11 protein-coding genes are annotated in these 18,454 nt (G+C 45.0%); 5 read left to right on the forward strand and 6 right to left on the reverse strand.

All coding sequences use genetic code 11. The features are described 5' to 3' along the window. Positions 1-283 precede the first annotated feature (283 nt). Positions 284-1,282 carry a methionyl-tRNA formyltransferase gene (gene fmt, locus QUA36_RS05925; protein WP_333456111.1) on the forward strand — a complete coding sequence of 333 codons (999 nt, stop codon included), beginning with the start codon at positions 284-286 and terminating at the stop codon, positions 1,280-1,282. 84 nt (positions 1,283-1,366) lie between these two features. On the opposite strand, the gene QUA36_RS05930 is transcribed toward fmt, so the two are convergent. The 3 genes from QUA36_RS05930 to QUA36_RS05940 all read right to left on the reverse strand — a co-directional run bounded on the left by QUA36_RS05930 (position 1,367) and on the right by QUA36_RS05940 (position 4,657). Continuing rightward, complete coding sequence (locus QUA36_RS05930; protein ID WP_333456113.1) at positions 1,367-2,608, reverse strand: exonuclease SbcCD subunit D; 1,242 nt, start codon at positions 2,606-2,608, stop codon at positions 1,367-1,369. 109 nt (positions 2,609-2,717) lie between these two features. Continuing rightward, positions 2,718-3,293 (reverse strand): Uma2 family endonuclease, encoded by a 576-nt coding sequence (locus QUA36_RS05935; RefSeq protein ID WP_333456115.1) that lies wholly within the window; start codon positions 3,291-3,293, stop codon positions 2,718-2,720. 89 nt (positions 3,294-3,382) lie between these two features. Next, on the reverse strand, positions 3,383-4,657 hold the full coding sequence (locus QUA36_RS05940; RefSeq protein ID WP_333456117.1) for an ATP-dependent DNA ligase: 1,275 nt from the start codon (positions 4,655-4,657) through the stop codon (positions 3,383-3,385). Positions 4,658-4,985: 328 nt separating this feature from the next. Here QUA36_RS05940 and QUA36_RS05945 point away from each other — a divergent pair, with 328 nt between their 5' ends. The 3 genes from QUA36_RS05945 to QUA36_RS05955 all read left to right on the forward strand — a co-directional run bounded on the left by QUA36_RS05945 (position 4,986) and on the right by QUA36_RS05955 (position 12,678). Continuing rightward, on the forward strand, positions 4,986-5,291 hold the full coding sequence (locus tag QUA36_RS05945) for a glutaredoxin family protein (RefSeq protein ID WP_333454203.1): 306 nt from the start codon (positions 4,986-4,988) through the stop codon (positions 5,289-5,291). Positions 5,292-5,489: 198 nt separating this feature from the next. Beyond that, a complete protein-coding gene (locus QUA36_RS05950) occupies positions 5,490-6,992 on the forward strand; it encodes a UDP-N-acetylmuramoyl-L-alanyl-D-glutamate--2,6-diaminopimelate ligase (RefSeq protein ID WP_333456119.1) in 1,503 nt (500 codons plus the stop codon). 169 nt (positions 6,993-7,161) lie between these two features. After that, complete coding sequence (locus QUA36_RS05955; protein WP_333456121.1) at positions 7,162-12,678, forward strand: AAA family ATPase; 5,517 nt, start codon at positions 7,162-7,164, stop codon at positions 12,676-12,678. A 73-nt stretch (positions 12,679-12,751) separates the two neighbouring features. Here the strand turns inward: QUA36_RS05955 and QUA36_RS05960 are convergent, their stop codons facing one another. Further along, entirely contained in the window at positions 12,752-14,368 is a 1,617-nt protein-coding gene (locus QUA36_RS05960; RefSeq protein WP_333456122.1) for a HAMP domain-containing sensor histidine kinase, read from the reverse strand. A 268-nt stretch (positions 14,369-14,636) separates the two neighbouring features. On the opposite strand from QUA36_RS05960, the gene QUA36_RS05965 reads away from it, so the two are divergent. After that, complete coding sequence (locus QUA36_RS05965) at positions 14,637-16,043, forward strand: TldD/PmbA family protein (RefSeq protein ID WP_333431793.1); 1,407 nt, start codon at positions 14,637-14,639, stop codon at positions 16,041-16,043. A 561-nt stretch (positions 16,044-16,604) separates the two neighbouring features. On the opposite strand, the gene patX is transcribed toward QUA36_RS05965, so the two are convergent. Beyond that, positions 16,605-16,808: a heterocyst-inhibiting protein PatX gene (patX, locus tag QUA36_RS05970; RefSeq protein WP_333163584.1), complete on the reverse strand. Its 204-nt coding sequence runs from the start codon at positions 16,806-16,808 to the stop codon at positions 16,605-16,607. A gap of 809 nt (positions 16,809-17,617) precedes the next feature. Beyond that, entirely contained in the window at positions 17,618-18,355 is a 738-nt protein-coding gene (coaE, locus tag QUA36_RS05975) for a dephospho-CoA kinase (RefSeq protein ID WP_333453344.1), read from the reverse strand. Between the last annotated feature and the right edge of the window lie 99 nt (positions 18,356-18,454).

Consider the following 18,454-nt stretch of genomic DNA (forward strand, 5'->3'; position numbering starts at 1 on the left):
GGGTTGTTTGGGGTTATTGGTTGGGTGGGGGCGGGTTTATAGATATTTGGGGTGTCAATTAAAGATTGTTGATGAACCCGCCCCTACAAGTTTTCTTGAAGATTTTACCAAGAATTTGACCATCTATGTAGGGGGGTTCACGCCTGATACTTACAACCCATAGACAAACGATCAAAACCCCCTCCCACCTCACTATAAACTGCCGGCTTGTATAGATTTTTGCTAAATACGCCTCTATAATATGTTAGGGTTTTTTCGGGCAGTTCTACTTAACTAAAAGTATATGAAAATTGTTTTTTTTGGCACTCCCGATTTTGCTGTCCCTACTTTATCCAGTTTGCTAAGCCACCCAGAATTTGAGGTGGTGGGTGTGGTGACTCAGCCGGATAAACGCCGGGGAAGGGGCAATAAATTGATGCCTTCACCTATTAAAGATGTGGCTTTAAATCACAGTCTCCCGGTTTGGCAGCCGCAGCGAATTAAGAAAGATGCGGAAACGCTTGCTAAGTTGCGAGAAGCGGCGGCGGATGTGTTTGTGGTGGTGGCTTACGGCCAAATTCTTTCTCAAGAAATTCTGGATATTCCTAGTTTGGGTTGCGTTAACGTTCACGGTTCAATTTTGCCGAAGTATCGCGGTGCCGCGCCGATTCAGCGCTGTCTTTTTGACGGGGAAAAGACAACAGGAATTACTACTATGCTGATGGATGCTGGGATGGATACGGGGGCGATGCTATTGAAGGCTTTTGCTGGTATTTCGCTGTTGGATAATGCTGATTCTTTGGCGGATAGGTTGGCGGAAGTTGGGGCGGATTTGTTGATAGAAACTTTGGTAAAATTGAGAGACGATAAGGTTAAAGCTGTTGTTCAAGATGATGCTGAGGCGACTTACGCACCGATGATTAAGAGTGCAGATTATGTGCTCGATTGGTCGAAAAGTGCGATCGCCCTTCACAATCAAGTTAGGGGCTTTTTCCCGGATTGCACGACGACTTTTCGCGGCAATTCTCTGAAGGTGATAGCTACTGTGCCCGTCGGGCCGGAATATTGGCTGCAAATGCCAGCGGATTTGAGAGTTTTGGAACGCGAATGGCCTGTTTTAGCCCAGTTATCGGGCGCCAATGGGGAAGTTGTTAAGGTTGTGAAGGGGTTGGGAGCGATCGTCCAAACCGGTGATGGTTTATTATTGTTGCGGGAGGTGCAGTTAGCGGGGAAAAAGGTGCAGTCTGGGGTGGATTTTGCCAATGGAACTCGGTTGGCGGTGGGTGAGATTTTTGGGAGTTAAATAGTATATTTAGGGCGGGCAAGATGCCCACCCTACAATATTGGGCAGCAAAATCATCCTGTAATTAGATGCGCGATTATTGACTTAAAATTCCACCAAAACTTCTTCCGTATTGCCCAACAAACCTTGTGCCGCCTCTAACATACTCTCAGCAACATCTTTCAAATCTTCGCGACTTGCCAGATAAGTTTTCAAAGCTTCTAACGGTTCTATACTATTATTAGCATTCAATTCTGGCAAGCGCGGCCTCGCTAACTGACTGACTAATTCCGGCTGGATTGTGTAGCTGTGCGCTTCGCCCAGAAGTGCGTGCAATTCTCCGTTATCTATTAAATCCAATTGTTCCGATCGCAATTGGTAAATTAATCTCACAACTGCGTCTTGTATCTCTTTCTTGCCAATAGCTTTAACTAACTCGGCTTGCGGATTTTCCGATTCGGAAACATTCACTTTAATCGTCTGAAACACCCGTACTGGCAAAGTGCAAAATTCCCACTCAGCTTTCCCCCGTTCCAAATTAACTAGCACAAAACCTTTATCTTCTTTCTCTTCGCTAAAATCAACTCGTTCGATACTTCCGGGATAAATTACGGGCGGATTGTTGGAAGCATTGAGATTTTGGTGTTTGTGTACGTGGCCGAGAGCAACGTAATCAAAACAAGGGCGAGTTAGCATGGAAACCGGAATGTTAAAGCCTTTGCCAACTGCTAAAAAACGTTCGGCGCCCAGACTTGCTTTATCTGCCATTAAGTGCGCTAAAAGTACGGTTGGTATGTCGGGGTTTAGGCGGCGAATTTCGCCTTCCATTGCGATCGTCAGTTTTTCGGTTAACAATTGGTTAACATCGCCCATAGACAGGCTTTCAGTCTCGGAACGTGTCATTAAGGTCGATCGAGTCAACCAAGGCAAAGTAACCACCTGTACTGGCCCGCTGCGGGTTTGAATGAGGTGAGTGTCCAGGCGATCGCCTACAATAAACTTAGGTATTCCCAAAGTCCGATAAATTCCCAAACTCGCGCCACCTTGTCCCTGAGAATGTTGGTCGTGATTTCCTACTAGCAAAACAGTCGGAATTTGGGCGTCCACCAAGCGGCTGAATTGTCGGGCAAAAGCCTCTTTAACAAACGGTGGAGGCGTCGAATCAGGGAAAGCATCGCCGCCGAATATGACTAAATCTACGGGTTCAGAAATTGCTCTATCCATACATTTGCTCAGCGTCGCCGCGAAGTCTTCCAGCCGCGTATTTAAACCAGTTTCTGGATTAATCCGGCCGTGGGAAAAGCCGCTGCCCATGTGAATGTCTGAAAGGTGTAAGATTTTAATCATTGTTTTTTCTATTGGTTAGCTATCGTTTTGGTTCGTAGTGAGGACGGAAGTCCTCAGAAGAAGGACTTGCATTCCTGACTACGAACCAAAGAAAGTTGTTTTTCATACATCACAATATGATGCCGGGGACTTTTTGATAAATTTCGCTAATTGCACAACTAAAATTCGCACTAACAAATTCTACTCTATCTCCTTGTCCGTAAGTTTGAGAAACCCAATTTCCTGACTCATTCAGCCGAAAGCACTCAATTTTAATCTCAGATTGAGTGATGAGTACGTATTCTTGCAAACTCGGAGAAGTTTGGTAATCGGCAAATTTATCGCCTCTGTCGAAAGCTGCTGTTGAGGGCGACAATACCTCAACTACTAAAGATGGATATAAAATGAAATCTTCAGTAGTTGAGGTATCTCTTTCGTCGCAAGTCACCGCTACATCAGGATAGTAATAGCAATTTGCCTCTTCCAGTCGGACTTTTATATCTGATGATAAAACTAAGCAGGGTGTATTCAGAAGATGATTTCCCAGCAGCCGAACTAAATTACTACCAATAACAATATGAGGCTTTTTTGCCCCTGTCATTGCATAAACGTGTCCGCGTCTGTATTCGTGTTTGATCGGGCTTACTCGCTCGCCTTCTAGGTACTCTTCTGGAGAAATGTAGAAATTGTTTTTGCTGATAACCATTGATTTTTACTCGGCTGATTTTATCTGATACTATGTGTTGGAACTCGCATATTTGGGGAAGAAAACGGCAGTGCCGTTTCCCTACAAATTTAACAAAACTCCAGAAATCGTGCGTGCCATAATTTGCCACTTTCCGTCAAACCCTGCGATCGCACTTTAATTTTGACACTTTTGGGGTTAGCCTCGTAGAGTCGGGCAATTTCCTGCATTTCCTCCGCGCTAAACCCGGTTCCCACAGTTCCTACTGGGACTAATTTGCCCTCAATTTCTTGCGCTACTTTAACGGCGCTAAACGGCCGCCCCGCAACTTTTGTCGCCGTCAAACCCACAATAAACAAATCGTGTTCTTGACAGTATTTAGTTCTCACCATCGGATATTTCTTAACATCTTTTCCCCCGACATAGTGACAGTTGTGCAACATCCAAACTTCGCCTTCTTTATTTTCAGATTCCTGCTGATTTGCCAGGAATAGCTTTTCGGCGGTGGTGCGAAATGTCGGTACAACTTCAAAGGCTGGGGATAAATTCGCCAGCATTTCGCCAACTTCAACTCCCACTGCAATTCGTTCGGATTCTGCCACGGGAGTTAAATCATTGCCTTTGAAAAACAAACTTTTAAAAATGGCATAAATTGCGCTGGGCTGAGTAGTCGGAAAACCGCTTTCAATATTAACTGTAGCAGCTTGCGCCCCGGTACGGTGTTCGCTGCCTGTACAGCTTTTGTAATACAGTTCGCCGTCTAAAACAAAGGTGCCAATTTTAGCGGCTGTGTCGATTAAAGTGCGATCGATCTCAACCGATGCCTGTTGCCGCAGGTTAGTCGATCGCGATTGGTAGTATACTTTATCTGGCGTGGCAATGACCACTACTCGATTGCCGTCGCGTTTTGGCTGTCCCCAATAATCGGGATTTTCGATGTAATAAGAACGTTCACTCGGCGCGTCAACCGGCTGCATGGTGACAATCCTTCCCGGCTGTAAGTGCGGTGGTAATTCGGGAACTACGGGGTTATTAACAGTCTCTATGTTGGCAGCGGTAGCTGATTTTGCAGCAGCAAGATTGGTGCTAGATTTGTTTGGAGTATTGAGGGCGATCGGCTTTTCTCCGGTTTCCAATTCAAACGCTCTTTTCCAAAAGCCGATCGCCATTTCCGGGTATCCTTCCGACTCCGCGCACAGTGCAAAACCAATAACTTTTGCCGTTCCAATTCCCCGCCCGTAATCAGCCAAATACTGCACTGCCCCCGCTTCTCCCATCAAGTGCAATCCTCGCGTCACGATGCGATTGTTCCAGCGTTCTCGAATGTCGGCGCTAATTTTTTTAGCTGCTTTTCGCTTGGCTTCTGCGTATTCGGTGCAGTCCATACTGCCTCCTTTATGTAGGGCTATTTATATACTATACTAAAGATTGATTTATTAGTCAAGGTGGAGTTTACAATTAGGTTATGTCAATAAATTTAACTCTTTCATTGGTGAACTAGATTTATTTTTTTACCGCAGAGGCGCAGAGGACACAGAGGAAGAGAAGAAAGAGATAGTCAAGCGCGGTAATCTGTTGGCTGCCAATGCTAAGATAACTTCGATCGCGCATTGCGACCAATAAAGCCGTGAGTTGCGTCTTACTCGCGTTGAGTTCGCCAACTGGCGATCGCAGGTTTGAGAATTTAAGATCGAGTTTAATCTTACTGTTATGATGCGATTGATTTTGTACAGCAAACCCGGATGCCACTTGTGTGAAGGGTTGCAAGAAAAACTCGAACAGATTGAAAGCGTCAAGTTTCAACTCGAAGTCCGAGATATTACTGAACGCGAGGACTGGTTTCAAGCTTATCAGTACGAAGTTCCAGTTTTGTTTAAAGTGCAGCCGCAGCCAATAAATTCTGTTGGCGAGGCTGCATTCTCCGCTGAAGAACTGTTACCCCGTCCTTCTCCCCGCTGTAGTGTCGCCCAATTGGAGCAAATGTTACAGAAATATTTGCAAATCGATCCGTCACAATAATACGATTTACCCAAAAACTCAGGTTTTAATCCTGACTTCAGGGTGCTCGGTGTGCAGCTTACTCTAGGCCGATAGGTTTTACACCGCGCATAAAAAAACCTAGGGTTTGCACCGCATACAGCAAAAACCTGTAGAGAATGGCTCAAACAATGTGTTCCGCCAGTCATATTCAAGACATTCAAGCGAGGAGTTTTTTAGATGAAATTGAGAGAATTATTAGCAGCAGTTCCCAGCATTTCCTTTGACGCGCAACATCCCGCCCTCGATGCCGAAGTCAAGGGTTTATCCACTAATTCCCACGCTTGTCAGGCGGGTGATTTGTTTTTGGGAATGCCGGGAACTCGGGTAGATGGCGGAGATTTTTGGCAAAGTGCGATCGAATCTGGTGCAGTTGCCGCCATAATTTCCACCCAAGCAGCCGAGAAGACACCTTCCGAAGACGGGGGTAGTTGCGTCATCGCAGCAGCGGATATGGCTCAAGTTTGCGGTCAAATAGCAACTGCTTTTTACGGCAATCCAGCTAGCAAATTAAAACTTGTCGGCGTTACCGGGACTAACGGCAAAACTACCACAACTCATTTAATCGAATTTTTGCTCAATCAAATGCAGTTGCCGACGGCGATTTTCGGCACGCTTTATACTCGCTGGCCGGGCTTCCAACAAACTGCACTTTACACCACACCTTTTGCAGTTGACCTGCAAAAGCAATTAGCAGAAGCTGTAGTCGCCGGATGCAAACACGGGGTGATGGAAGTCAGTTCCCACGCTTTAGCGCAGCAGCGAGTTTTGGGGTGTAGTTTTGAAGTTGCTGTCTTTACAAATTTGACTCAAGATCATCTCGATTATCACCGCGATATGGAAGATTATTTTGAGGCAAAATCGCTTTTATTTAGTTCGGATTATCTCAAAAAGCGCGCTGTAATTAATATTGACGACCCCTACGGGCAGCGGATAGTTGAAAGTTTAAAGTCCGACCTAGTTTGGAGTTACAGCACTGTTCTGAAAACCGCAGATTTGTATGCTTTTGATTTGGAGTATCAGCCCAATGGAGTTAAGGGAATGCTGCACACTCCCAAGGGTGAAACAGCTTTTTCTTTGCCTTTAGTTGGTCAGTTCAATTTATCAAATATGTTGGCTGCTGTTGGTGCTGTTTTAGAATTGGGTTTAGATTTGTCCGCAATTGTGGAGAAGTTATCTCAGTTTTCAGGAGTTCCGGGACGGATGGAACGGGTGCAAATTAGTCCCGACCAAGATATTAGCGTTATTGTCGATTACGCGCACACTCCAGACAGTTTGGAGAACTTGTTGAAGGCGTCGCGGCCGTTTATTCCGGGTCAGATGATTTGCGTGTTTGGCTGCGGTGGCGATCGCGATCGCACTAAGCGGCCGATCATGGGTAAAATCGTTGCACAATTAGCTGATTTAGCGGTTGTTACTTCCGACAATCCGCGCACTGAAAATCCCGATCGCATTTTGGAGGATGTTTTAGCAGGAATTCCCGCCGCAGTAAAGCCGATCGTGATGTGCGATCGAGCCGCTGCAATTCGCACTGCTATTATGGAAGCTAAACCGGGAGATGGCGTGCTGATTGCAGGAAAGGGACACGAAGATTATCAAATTTTGGGCACCGAAAAAGTCCATTTTGACGATCGAGAACAAGCGCGAGATGCCTTGAAAGCGAGAATGAATTCGGTTAAGTGAATGCGGTTAACAGTTAACAGTTAAGTGAATTCACTTAACCGTTAACTGTTAGCTGTTCGCTGGCTGTAAAATTTATTGTATTTTTAAGTATGGATACGAAGGTATAATCTGATTTGCAGTAGATTATAATAGTAAAATAAAATATTTTAATAGCGAAATAATTATTGTTATGATAGAATTAACTGGCTATCAAATTCTCGCTCGAATTTACTCAGGCACTCGCACCCTAGTTTATCGCGGAATTCGCCTCTCGGACCAAAAACCGGTCGCCATCAAAGTCTTGCGGAACGAGTATCCCAGCTTCAGCGAACTCTTGCATTTTCGCAATCAATACACGATCGCCAAAAACCTGAATTTACCCGGAATCATCCAAACCTACAGCTTGGAACCCTACCGCAACGGCTATGCGCTGATTGTGGAAGACTTCGGGGGAATTTCTCTGAAGGAATGGACGGGGAAAGGAAAAGCCGTGCAATCTCTGGTTGATTTTTTCCAAATTGCGATCGACCTAAGCAACACATTAGATATACTTTATCGCCACCGCATAATTCACAAAGACATTAAACCCGCCAATATTTTAATAAATCCTGAGACTAAACAAGTCAAACTCATTGACTTTAGTATTGCATCTTTGCTGCCGCGAGAAACTCAAATGCTGATGAGTCCTAACGTGATCGAAGGAACATTAAGCTACTTATCTCCCGAACAAACAGGAAGAATGAATCGCGGCCTTGACTACCGCACCGACTTTTATTCACTAGGTGTAACTTTTTACGAATTGCTGACAGGAAAATTGCCATTTCAATCCAGCGATCCGATGGAATTGATCCACTGTCACATTGCCCAGCACCCACCATTTGTACATGAAATTAACCCCAAAATTCCCCTTGTTCTCTCGGAGATGGTCAGCAAATTGATGGAAAAAAATGCCGAAGCTCGGTATCAGAGTGCATTAGGGCTGAAAGCCGATTTAAAAACTTGTTTGCAACAACTCAATGAGACAGGTAAAATTGAGAGTTTTGCCATTGGGCGGCGAGATTTTTGCGATCGCTTTATCATACCCGAAAAACTCTACGGCAGAGCAACCGAAGTCGCTGCATTATTAGCAGCATTCGATCGAGTAGCAAACCCCTCTAATTCTCCTTCCCCAAAAGAGCCTATAACCGATAGAAACGAGGGAAAAGAAGACCTCCTTTTGATTAAGGAGGAGTGGCGTGACTCGAATTTATCCCGCAGCGAAATGATGCTAGTTGCCGGATTTTCCGGCATTGGGAAAACCGCTGTAGTCAACGAAATTCACAAACCCATTGTTCGCCAACGCGGTTATTTTATCAAAGGCAAATACGACCAATTTCAACGTAACATTCCCTTTAGTGCTTTTGTGCAAGCCTTCCGAGATTTAATGGATCAATTACTCTCAGAAAGCGACGCTCAGCTCAAACGATGGCAAAGGAAAATTATCAAGGCTCTTGGCGAAAATGGTCAAGTTATTGTAGAAGTAATTCCTGAATTAGAACGAATTATTGGTAAACAACAGCCTGTCTCTGAACTTTCGGGAAGTGCCGCCGAAAATCGTTTCAATTTACTATTTCAAAAATTTATCTCGGTTTTTGCTACAAAAGAACATCCCTTAGTGATTTTTTTAGATGATTTGCAATGGTCAGATTCAGCATCCCTGAAGCTTTTGCAAGTGTTGATGAGTGAAAAAGATAGTCAAAATTTGCTGGTAATTGGAGCCTATCGGGATAACGAAGTATCCCCAGCTCATCCATTTATGTTGGCAGTAGCAGAGATGGAAAAATCCCAAGTAACGGTAAATACTATTACCTTGCAACCTCTGAGTCAAGCCGATATTAACGATTTGATAGCAGATACCCTCTCGTGCGATCGCATTCTGGCTCAGCCATTAACCGAGTTAGCTTATCAACAAACCAAAGGCAATCCATTTTTTGCCACGCAATTTCTCAGGGCGCTAGAGGAAGATGGGCTGATTGTGTTTGACCCCACCCCCCTTTCCCAGGGGAGAGAGAGGGGGGTAACAGGGGGGTGGCAGTGCGATATCGCTAAAGTCAAAGCCCTAACTATCACCGATGATGTAGTGGAGTTTATGGCGGTGCAATTGCAGAAGTTGCCACCAGAAACTCAGGATGTGCTGAAGTTGGCTGCGTGCATAGGAGCGCACTTTGATTTGAATACATTGGCGGTAGTCAGCGAGAAGTCACCGGAAGAAACTGCTGCGGATTTATGGAAATCATTGCAAGAAGGATTCATCTTACCAACCAGTGAAATTTACAAGTTTTATCTAGGAAAAGAAGAGCGAACAACCAGCTCTGCATTGCCAACGACAGCAGCTCAATTACCTCACTACAAGTTTCTACACGATCGGGTTCAGCAAGCTGCTTATTCATTAATTCCTGATGACCAAAAGCAAGCAACCCATCTCAGAATAGGACAGTTACTTCTTCCGAATTTCTCCGAAGTTGAAAGAGGAGAAGAAGTGTTCGATATTATTAATCATTTTATCATTGGCTCCGAGCTAATAACGCAGCAAGAAGAACGAACAAGGCTTGCTAAAATTAGCCTCTTTGCAGGGCAGAGAGCCAAACTCTCAACGGCTTATGAATCGGCGACAAGATATCTCGCTTTCGGTTTAAGTTTCCTACCCAGCAATAACTGGGAATCTGCCTATAGATTAACATTTACGATGTATTTAGAAAGCCTTGAAGCTGAATTTTTGGCTGGAAATTTTGAGGAAGCTGAAAAGTTGACAGGCCTCGCATTTAGCTCTGCTAAATATATTCTTGATCGAGCTAAAATTATTGCTATTCAGCTAACCCATTATCAAAATAAGGCCCTGTATCAAAAGGCGATTCAGGTAGGAATTGAAGGACTGAAACTGTTAGGCTTAGAACTGGCAATTATGCCAAATGAAGCCGAGTTAGAAGGGATGGCTCTGGAAGTTAAAAAAACCTTAAATCAGCGCGCAGTTGCAGGACTAATCGACGCACCACTCATTGTCGATGAAGAACGTCAGATGCTGATCAAACTGCTAATGAACATGGTCCCGCCTACTTACCTAACTAATCAGGATTTGTTAGTGCTGGTTGTTTTACACATGACCAATCTCTGTTTGCAATACGGGAATACAAATGTGGCGGGTTTTGTTTATGTTTGGTATGGAACAATTCTCTGCCAACGCTTCCAAGACTATGAATTGGGCTATGAGTTTGGAGTTTTAGGGTTGAAGGTGAATGAAAAATTTCATAACACCACCCTGAATGGCAAAATTTATATGTCGTTCGGCAATTTTATCAACCATTGGCGCAAGCACGTCAGTTCCAATCTTCTTCTGCAACAAGCTGCTTATCAGGGGGCAATGGAGGTAGGGGATTTTTCTTGGTGTCATCACAGTGCTCTGTTCAGTTTCTGGCAGCAGGCGATCGTATCCAGCGATATTCACAGTTTGCTGGCTCGACATGAAAAGTACATCAGCTTTGCTGAACGGACGGAGATTACGACAGCATTTGCCCTAATTCTTCAGTGCAAGATCCTAGAGAATTTGCAAGGGCTAACGATAGGGAAGTATAGCCTGAGTTCTGAAACATTTGATGAAGAGTCGGCGCTAGCAACATTCAATGAAATTGGCTATGGCTATGGCAGTAGTACATACTATTTCGCTAAAGCTTTTTTGTTCTTCACCTATGGTGAGTATGCTAAAGCTTATGAAATGTTAGTAGCGGCGGCAGAGTTTTCTAATACACTTTATGGACAATTTCAACGTGTACTGCATTGTTTTTATCAGTCTTTGAGTGTATTGCAACTTTATGGGGTAGCACCGGAAAAACAACCAAAAGATTATCAAGAAGTTGTTCAGAAGAATCGGGAAAAACTTCAAGTTTGGGCAGACAACTGTCCTGAAAACTGTCTGTCCAAATTTATGCTTTTAGAGGCCGAGATGGCTCGTGTTGCTGAACAAAAATGGCAGGCTGCTGAGTTGTACGATCGCGCAATCTTCCTCGCTAAAGAAAACCAATTCCTCAACGAAGAAGCCCTCGCCCACGAACTCGCAGCTAAATTCTACCTCGACTGGGGCAAAGAAAAAGTCGCTGCTGGCTATATGCAGGAAGCCTACTATTGTTACGCCCGCTGGGGAGCCAAAGCCAAAACCGATGACCTAGAAAAACGTTATCCCGATCTGCTGCGCCCCATCTTACAACAGTCCGGCCAACCCCTCACTATTTTAGAAACCCTATCCACCCTCACCAATCCCACCTACTCAATTCATTCGAGCACCCACCACACTACCTCAAGCACCTCGATCAACCATGCTCTAGATTTTACGACCCTGCTGCAAATCTCCCAAATAATCTCCAGCACGATCGACCTGGATGAGTTGCTGCAAATTGTGACCCAAACCATGCTACAAAACTCTGGAGCCGATCGCTGTGCACTGATGCTCTGCCAAGATCAACAATGGCAAGTGCGGGCGATAGCTACGTGGGAAAACATTAGCCTGCAAAGGGAACCCCTAGAGAATAATCCCACCGTTCCTGTTAAATTAATCCAGTATGTCAAAAACACCCTAGCAGCAGTTGTCATTGATCACCTCAAAACTGATCTGCCTGTGATTGACGATTATTTAGAGCACCACCAACCAGAGAGTTTGCTGGGTTTGCCAATTCTAAATCAGGGGAATTTGGTCGGCATTTTGTATCTAGAAAATCGGATAACCAGTGGGGTGTTTAGTCGCGATCGCCTCCTAGTGCTGAATTTTCTCTCTAGTCAAGCGGCGATCGCTCTGGAGAATGCCCGCCTCTATCACCAAGTGCAGCAGACTTTGAATGAACTTCAGCAAACTCAGATGCAAATGATCCAAAGTGAAAAGATGTCAGCATTAGGTAATCTAGTGGCCGGGGTTGCCCATGAAATCAACAACCCCGTTGGTTTCATTGCCGGGAACATTAATGAAGCTCATGCTGGAGTCCAAGACTTAATTGATTATTTGCGCCTCTATCAAGAAAAGTTTCCGCAATCCGAAGCAGAATTGATTAAGAAAGCAGAGGCAATAGATTTAGATTATCTAGTAGAAGATTTACCCAAAATGTTGAGTTCCATGAAAATAGGATGCGAGCGCATCAAAAACATCAGCACCTCCCTCCGCACTTTCTCTCGCGCCGATACTGCCCATAAAGTTGAGGCTAATATCCACGAAGGACTCAATAGCACTTTGATGATTTTACGCCATCGCCTGAAAGCGAACGACAAGCATCCTGAAATTCAAATCATTAAAGAGTACGGCAAGATTCCCAAAGTAAAATGTTATTTGGGACAATTAAACCAAGTATTTATGAATTTGTTAGCAAATGCGATTGATGCCTTAGAAGAATCGAATCAAGGACGGAGTTTTGCCGAAATTCAAGCCCATCCCAATCACATCACTATTCGGACACAAGTAGAAAGTGAAAAGGTAAAAATTTCCATCGCCGATAACGGAAAAGGAATGTCAGACGAGGTAAAAAATCGTATATTCGACCATCTCTTTACCACTAAAGATGTGGGCAAAGGAACTGGGTTAGGACTGGCGATCGCACGTCAAATTGTAGAAGAAAAACACGGCGGAAAACTGAGTTGTTTTTCTACAACGGGAGAAGGAACCGAGTTTGTCATTGAGATTTTAATTGACTAATGACTAATGACTAATGACTAATGACTAATGACTAATAACTAATCACTAATCACTAATCACTAATGACTAATCACTATTGCAGCGGCAAAAATACCGTCATCACCTCACCCTTTTGGGGCCGCTGGCGAATTACCAACTTCCCGCCAGCAGCCCGAAATAAATTCTTAGTCACGCTCAAGTTTAAACTCAAACTTCCCGTCTCCGGCTGCACCATCAACAAAGGCCCGATCGATCGCAAAGGACCATTTGCCTTAGCTGCAAAAGTTGATGCGCCATTACCTTCAGGTAGGTGTTCCGATTCCAACTGCAACTTTAACTGATTGCCGGCTAATGTCACCTCCACCTGAATGCGACTCCCGGAAGGCAAAGTTCGAGTAAAATTCTCAATCAAATTAGTTAAAACCTGATCCAGCATCGTCGGATCGCTGACTACCGCAGGCAACTTTTTCGGCACAATAACTTCCAAAGTGTGGTTGCGAACACTCGCCTGTTTTTGCCAGCGGGGAATGCTATTTTGTAGCACTTCACCGAGGGACATTGCTGTTAGCTGCACGCCAGAATTTTTAGCGTGCGACATTTCCAATTCCACGGCGCGGAAAATTAAACCGAAGCGATCGATCTGAGCGGTACACTCAGCATCAATCATTTCCAAACGCTTGACCACCACCGGATCGAGTTTGGGACGTTTCAGCAGCAAGCGAGTCAGCGTGCGAATGGTAGCCAAAGGGGTGCGGACTTCGTGGGCGATCGCCTGTAGCAATTCCACCTCTTTAGTAGCCAGAGGAATTGGAGATTTGCAGTTGATATCTGTAGCCGATAACTTTTTATGCTTGGGGTTCAAACAATCATCAATTCTTTCATCCTTTATTCTGCCTGCTTCATCTTTCCCAACCGGCAAATTATGCAACAGCAAGCGGCTGAACTGCATCACCGTTTGATAATGGGGTTCCACAGGCAAAAATTGCTGGAACAGCGCGTCTAATTTAGTAGAATTATTAGTGAATTTGCTAACTGGTAAATTGAAGCTACCGTCAGAATTGGCAAGCAAACATTCGCTTTCAGTCACCCTGCGCCGCAAAACCTCCCAAGCTTTCGCCACTACTTGCGGATCGAAAGAAAATAGAAAAGCCGGAATTCCTGCAGAATTTTCACCCAAAACCATCACCAGGCTAAAACGAGCAGTTAAAACCAAACAAAACTGCTCGTTGGCTAAGGGATCGCCACTTGCCAAAGCCAAAGCCGGGGCCGCTGCAGGCGCTGATGTTTGCACATCAGCCGCCGGCATTAAAGCTAAAGTTTGTCTAGCCCGAAAAGACCACAAAGCTGCATCGTTATTGGGAATACTGGTAAAAATCCAATTGGCAAAGCCGTTGGCCCTCTCAGGGTCAGTCAAAACCGAAGACGGGCCAGACAACACCAATCCCTGACAGGAATTGGAGATTTTTGATCGAGCAAATTGTCGATCGACATCTGTTTTTTGTGCTGCTTTTTGCCGATCGAGCATTTGATTCAAAGCTGCGATCGCCCCGTACCATTCGTGTTCAGCTTTCAGCCGAGAAGCCCCACGGCTTGCAGGACACCGATGGCGGTTGTTTTCTCCCGCCAACTTAGCATCAAAGAGACTCAGGTCATTTTCTTGGCCTTCGGAGGCTAAAATTTCGCTTATTGTCGGTAAAAAGTAAGTATTCACAGTTATAAACCCACCTTCGGAGGCATGAAGGGTGAAGTATTTATGTATAGGAAAGTTCAGGAGTTAGGAGTCAAGCACCAGCACGATCAAAAAATCCCGCATAATTTCTTGCACCTTCCTCCTAACTCACAGGATATCCACATTTGTTAACTAACGATATTGGCAGAACCGTACCAATAAGTCGCAATCTCCGTGCTTGGGGCGATATTTTGCACGATCGCCCTGACAAAAGTGCAAAATGAAGTAAGTTAAACACCGTGCTTTCCTTATGCCCACCTCGATCGCCGACTCGAAAAATCTGCTGTCAGACTTAATGGCACGCTACCGCCACCAAGTCGATTATCTGGCAATTCGACTGGAAGAAGCCGAAGGCACCGACATCCTGCTGCGGGGCGAAAAAATTGAAACCCTCAGCGAAGGAGTCTCAATTGGCGGCCAAGTCAGAGCTTGTCACAAAGGCGGCTGGGGCTTTGCCAGTTTTAACCGACTTTCCACCCTCGCCGAAAGAATCGAAGAAGCCATCGCCGCAGCCAAACTGATCGGGGAAGAAGAAACGATTCTGGCGCCAGTTACCCCAATACAAGACATTTGCTTGCTGCCGCTGACTGGAACAGACCCGCGTCTGGTTCCCCTAATTGACAAAAAGCAATTGTGCGATCGCTACGCGGCTATTCTCCGCAGCATTGACCCCCGCATCGCCACAATCTCCGTGCGCTACGGCGACAGCACTCAGCGGATGATCCTCGCCACCTCCGAAGGCACCATGCTCGAACAAGGTTGGGCAGACATGGAAATGCGCTTTGCAGCCACCGCCCGCAGCGGGGAAACCGTACAAACAGGCCGCGAAACTACTGGTTCCCGCAAAGCTTACGAAGACTTAACCGATCTCGATGTTCAAGTTCGCAGCGCCGCTCAGAGAGCCGTAGATTCTCTAGCCTTACCCCCCGTCCAAGGCAACACCTACACCGTCGTCATCGACCCAATTTTGACCGGATTGTTCGTCCACGAAGCCTTCGGACACCTTTCGGAAGCAGACATGGCCTACGAAAATCCCGACATTTTGGAAATTATGACCCTCGGCCGCCAGTTCGGCCCCAAAAACTTGCAAATTTTCGACGGTGCAGCGCCAGAGGGACACCGGGGCAGCTATTTCTACGACGACGAAGGCACTCCCGCGACTACTACTCAGTTAATTAAAGACGGCGCTTTAGTCGGGCGGCTGCACTCGCGGGAAACTGCGGGCAAGTTGGGAGAAACGCCTACTGGCAATGCTCGCTGTTTGAATTATCACTATCCGCCGATCGTCCGCATGACGAATACTTGGATCGAACGGGGTGACACGCCAGTTGCTGACTTATTTTCTGGTATCAAAGAAGGAGTTTATGCGCGCAATTGGCAAGGCGGCATGACTAACGGCGAAATGTTTACTTTCAGTGCCGGCGAAGCTTGGATGATCCGCGACGGAAAATTGGACAATCCGGTGCGGGATGTTACTCTTTCGGGTAATGTTTTCAGCACTTTAGCCGATATTGAGGCGATCGGCGACGATTTCTACTGGGATGAATCCGGCGGCTGCGGCAAGGCAGGGCAAAGCGGTTTGCCCGTCGGCTGTGGCGGCCCGAGTTTGCGGATTCGCGATGTCGTTGTTGGTGGCGAAGCTGCTGAGGAGGATTGATATCAAGTCCGCTTAAATTCACATCAGGCATCATTCTTAGGAACAGGCTTTCCGGCTTGTTCCTAAGAAAATTAAATTTTCTTGTGGGGTTTCCCACCCGCCCCAAAAATATAGAAATCTTAATCCTAGATTTTTGTTGGCATTCCGAGATTTAATTCTACATATCACTGACGTTATCTCGGCGAGAGCACCCCGGAGTCGGGGAGGAGTTACAGCGTTGTGATTTGCTACCGCTATCTTTAGCTAATAACAGTTTTTGAGATGTAGTAAACTGATTTTCCGATCTTAAACTGTTTTCTGGTTTTTGAGTAACAGCTATGGCGCTAGCCAATAGTGCGCTTAATAATGCCAATTGCTTCAGAGTATACATTGTGAAGTTTTAGCTCAAAGTTTCTCCTCCCCGATACAGACTTTTTTTTGCATATCCGGAACTAATGGCGGTTAATTTTTAGTTTGATAAATTCTGAATTCCTTCGTTAATATAAAAAAAAGCAAAATTTACACAAGTAATAAGTCAGTAGATTTCGCTTTTTTTTTGCAAAAATAGCCATTTATTTGGGATTATCTCCCGTCGCCTCGTCCGGGCGGTTTATTTTTATCGTAATCTTCGTAAAAGGTTTGAGTCTCGGCTACGGCGGTTAAAATTTCGGGAGCAGAGTTGTCTTGAGCAAAAAAGGTCGATCGAGTTTCTAAGCTTTGAGCGTTAACTGCGGTACAACTCAGTAACAGGCTGGACATCAGGATGGAAGAGTAAACGCGCATCATAAATTTTGGTATTTGTATTTTCCCCTTCTTGATACGCAGTCTGTACTCTGCTATCAGGATAAAAAAAATAATTGTGGCGAAGTCATCAATTAGTAAGTGAGGGAACCTGCAATTTTTTTGATTTTTGGTTAAAAGCGGGTGAAATCCATTATCTAGCTCGCTTGTTCGCGGGTAATTTCTAGTTATCTGCTACTGGCGGGCAACCAGCAGAATTCAAGACCATGTTCAAAAAAAGAATGCTACTCTTCTATGCCCGTATTCCCAACTCTGGTAGTTATAAATCCTTCCCAAATCTAAAATCTAAAATCTAAAATGGTATCGCCTCTGGAATCCTCTGGAAACGACCTTCCAACAAGGAAACAAAAACCGCCAATTGTAAAGTTTTACGACTTTTATGATTAACTTCATAATTTATTGAGTTGAAGCCGCAATCGGGGGATTAAAGACATAACAGGAGAGTACCCAAGCCCGCCATCAGCACCTTAGATATCAATATCTTGGTCAAGCAGATTCCTTAAAGCGGGCAGTGCCTAATTTTTTACATTAACTTCATAAATGATTGCTATTGTATTTTTAAATAAATTGTGAACCTTTTATTTTTTCTGATCTTTTCTGATCTTTTCTGATCTTGCTTTGTGACAAGAGCGCTTACGCGCCACTCCGAAGGAGGAGTCGAAAGCGGTTGGGAAAAAAAAGCCCGTTGACAAAATCGTGGAGTCAATCTCAAATCTCAACTCTCAAATCGAACTGCCGCGCAGAAAGTAAAAAACCAGGTTTTAAAACTGATATCGCCGAGTCAATCTCAAGTATCAAATCTCACAGCGACTGACTTGCAAATCTACCTGCAGGAATAGCGAGTCGAGGGTTGACGAGTTGTCCAAAATAACATCAGCTTGTTGACACTTTTGAGCTAGCGGCAACTGGGCGTTAATGCGGGCATTAGCTCGATCGTAACTCAAGCCGTCTCGCTGCATTAGTCGTTCTAACTGCACTTTGGGTGAACAGTACACTACCCAAATTTCGGTACACAAGTCAGTCATGTTAGCTTCAAACAGCAGCGGCACTACCAAAACCAAAGTCAACGTGTCAGCCTTGGCACAGAAACCGGTTTTTTTTTCAACAATACTCGGTTCTAGCTTTTGATGATGGTGAAAAAAGCCGGTTTCTTGAGTCTTTGTACCTAAATCCTGTGTGTCTTGGGATACCAAACTCGATGCAGCAATGCAGCTTTGAGTTTCCTCAACTAATCGGCGGCGCACGTAAGGGTGAATCTGTTGTTCCAACCACTGCCGCTCGTCTGCGTTACAAAAAATAATACTTCCCAACTCGGGTCGATTTAAATTGCCATCCGGGAGCAAAATACCCGCGCCGTATCGTTTTACAATAGAGTCAAGTATTGGCGAACCGGGGTTCACAGCTTCGCGGGCGTAAATATCGGCATCTAAAATCGGAAATCCACAGGCATCTGCCAGATAATTAGATATGGCGGTTTTACCGGTGGCGATGCCCCCAGTTAAACCGATCAGACGGACAATTCGATCGCTCATAATTTTCTCTGTTTAAACTTCCTGTGTTTCGACACTTACTGTCAGTCTTTGCTATGTTGGTGACACAATCAAATTTAGACTTAAAATTTAAGATTTGCG

It is taken from the genome of Microcoleus sp. Pol10D4 (genome assembly GCF_036701555.1).
In the GTDB taxonomy this organism is placed as follows: Bacteria; Cyanobacteriota; Cyanobacteriia; order Cyanobacteriales; family Microcoleaceae; genus Microcoleus.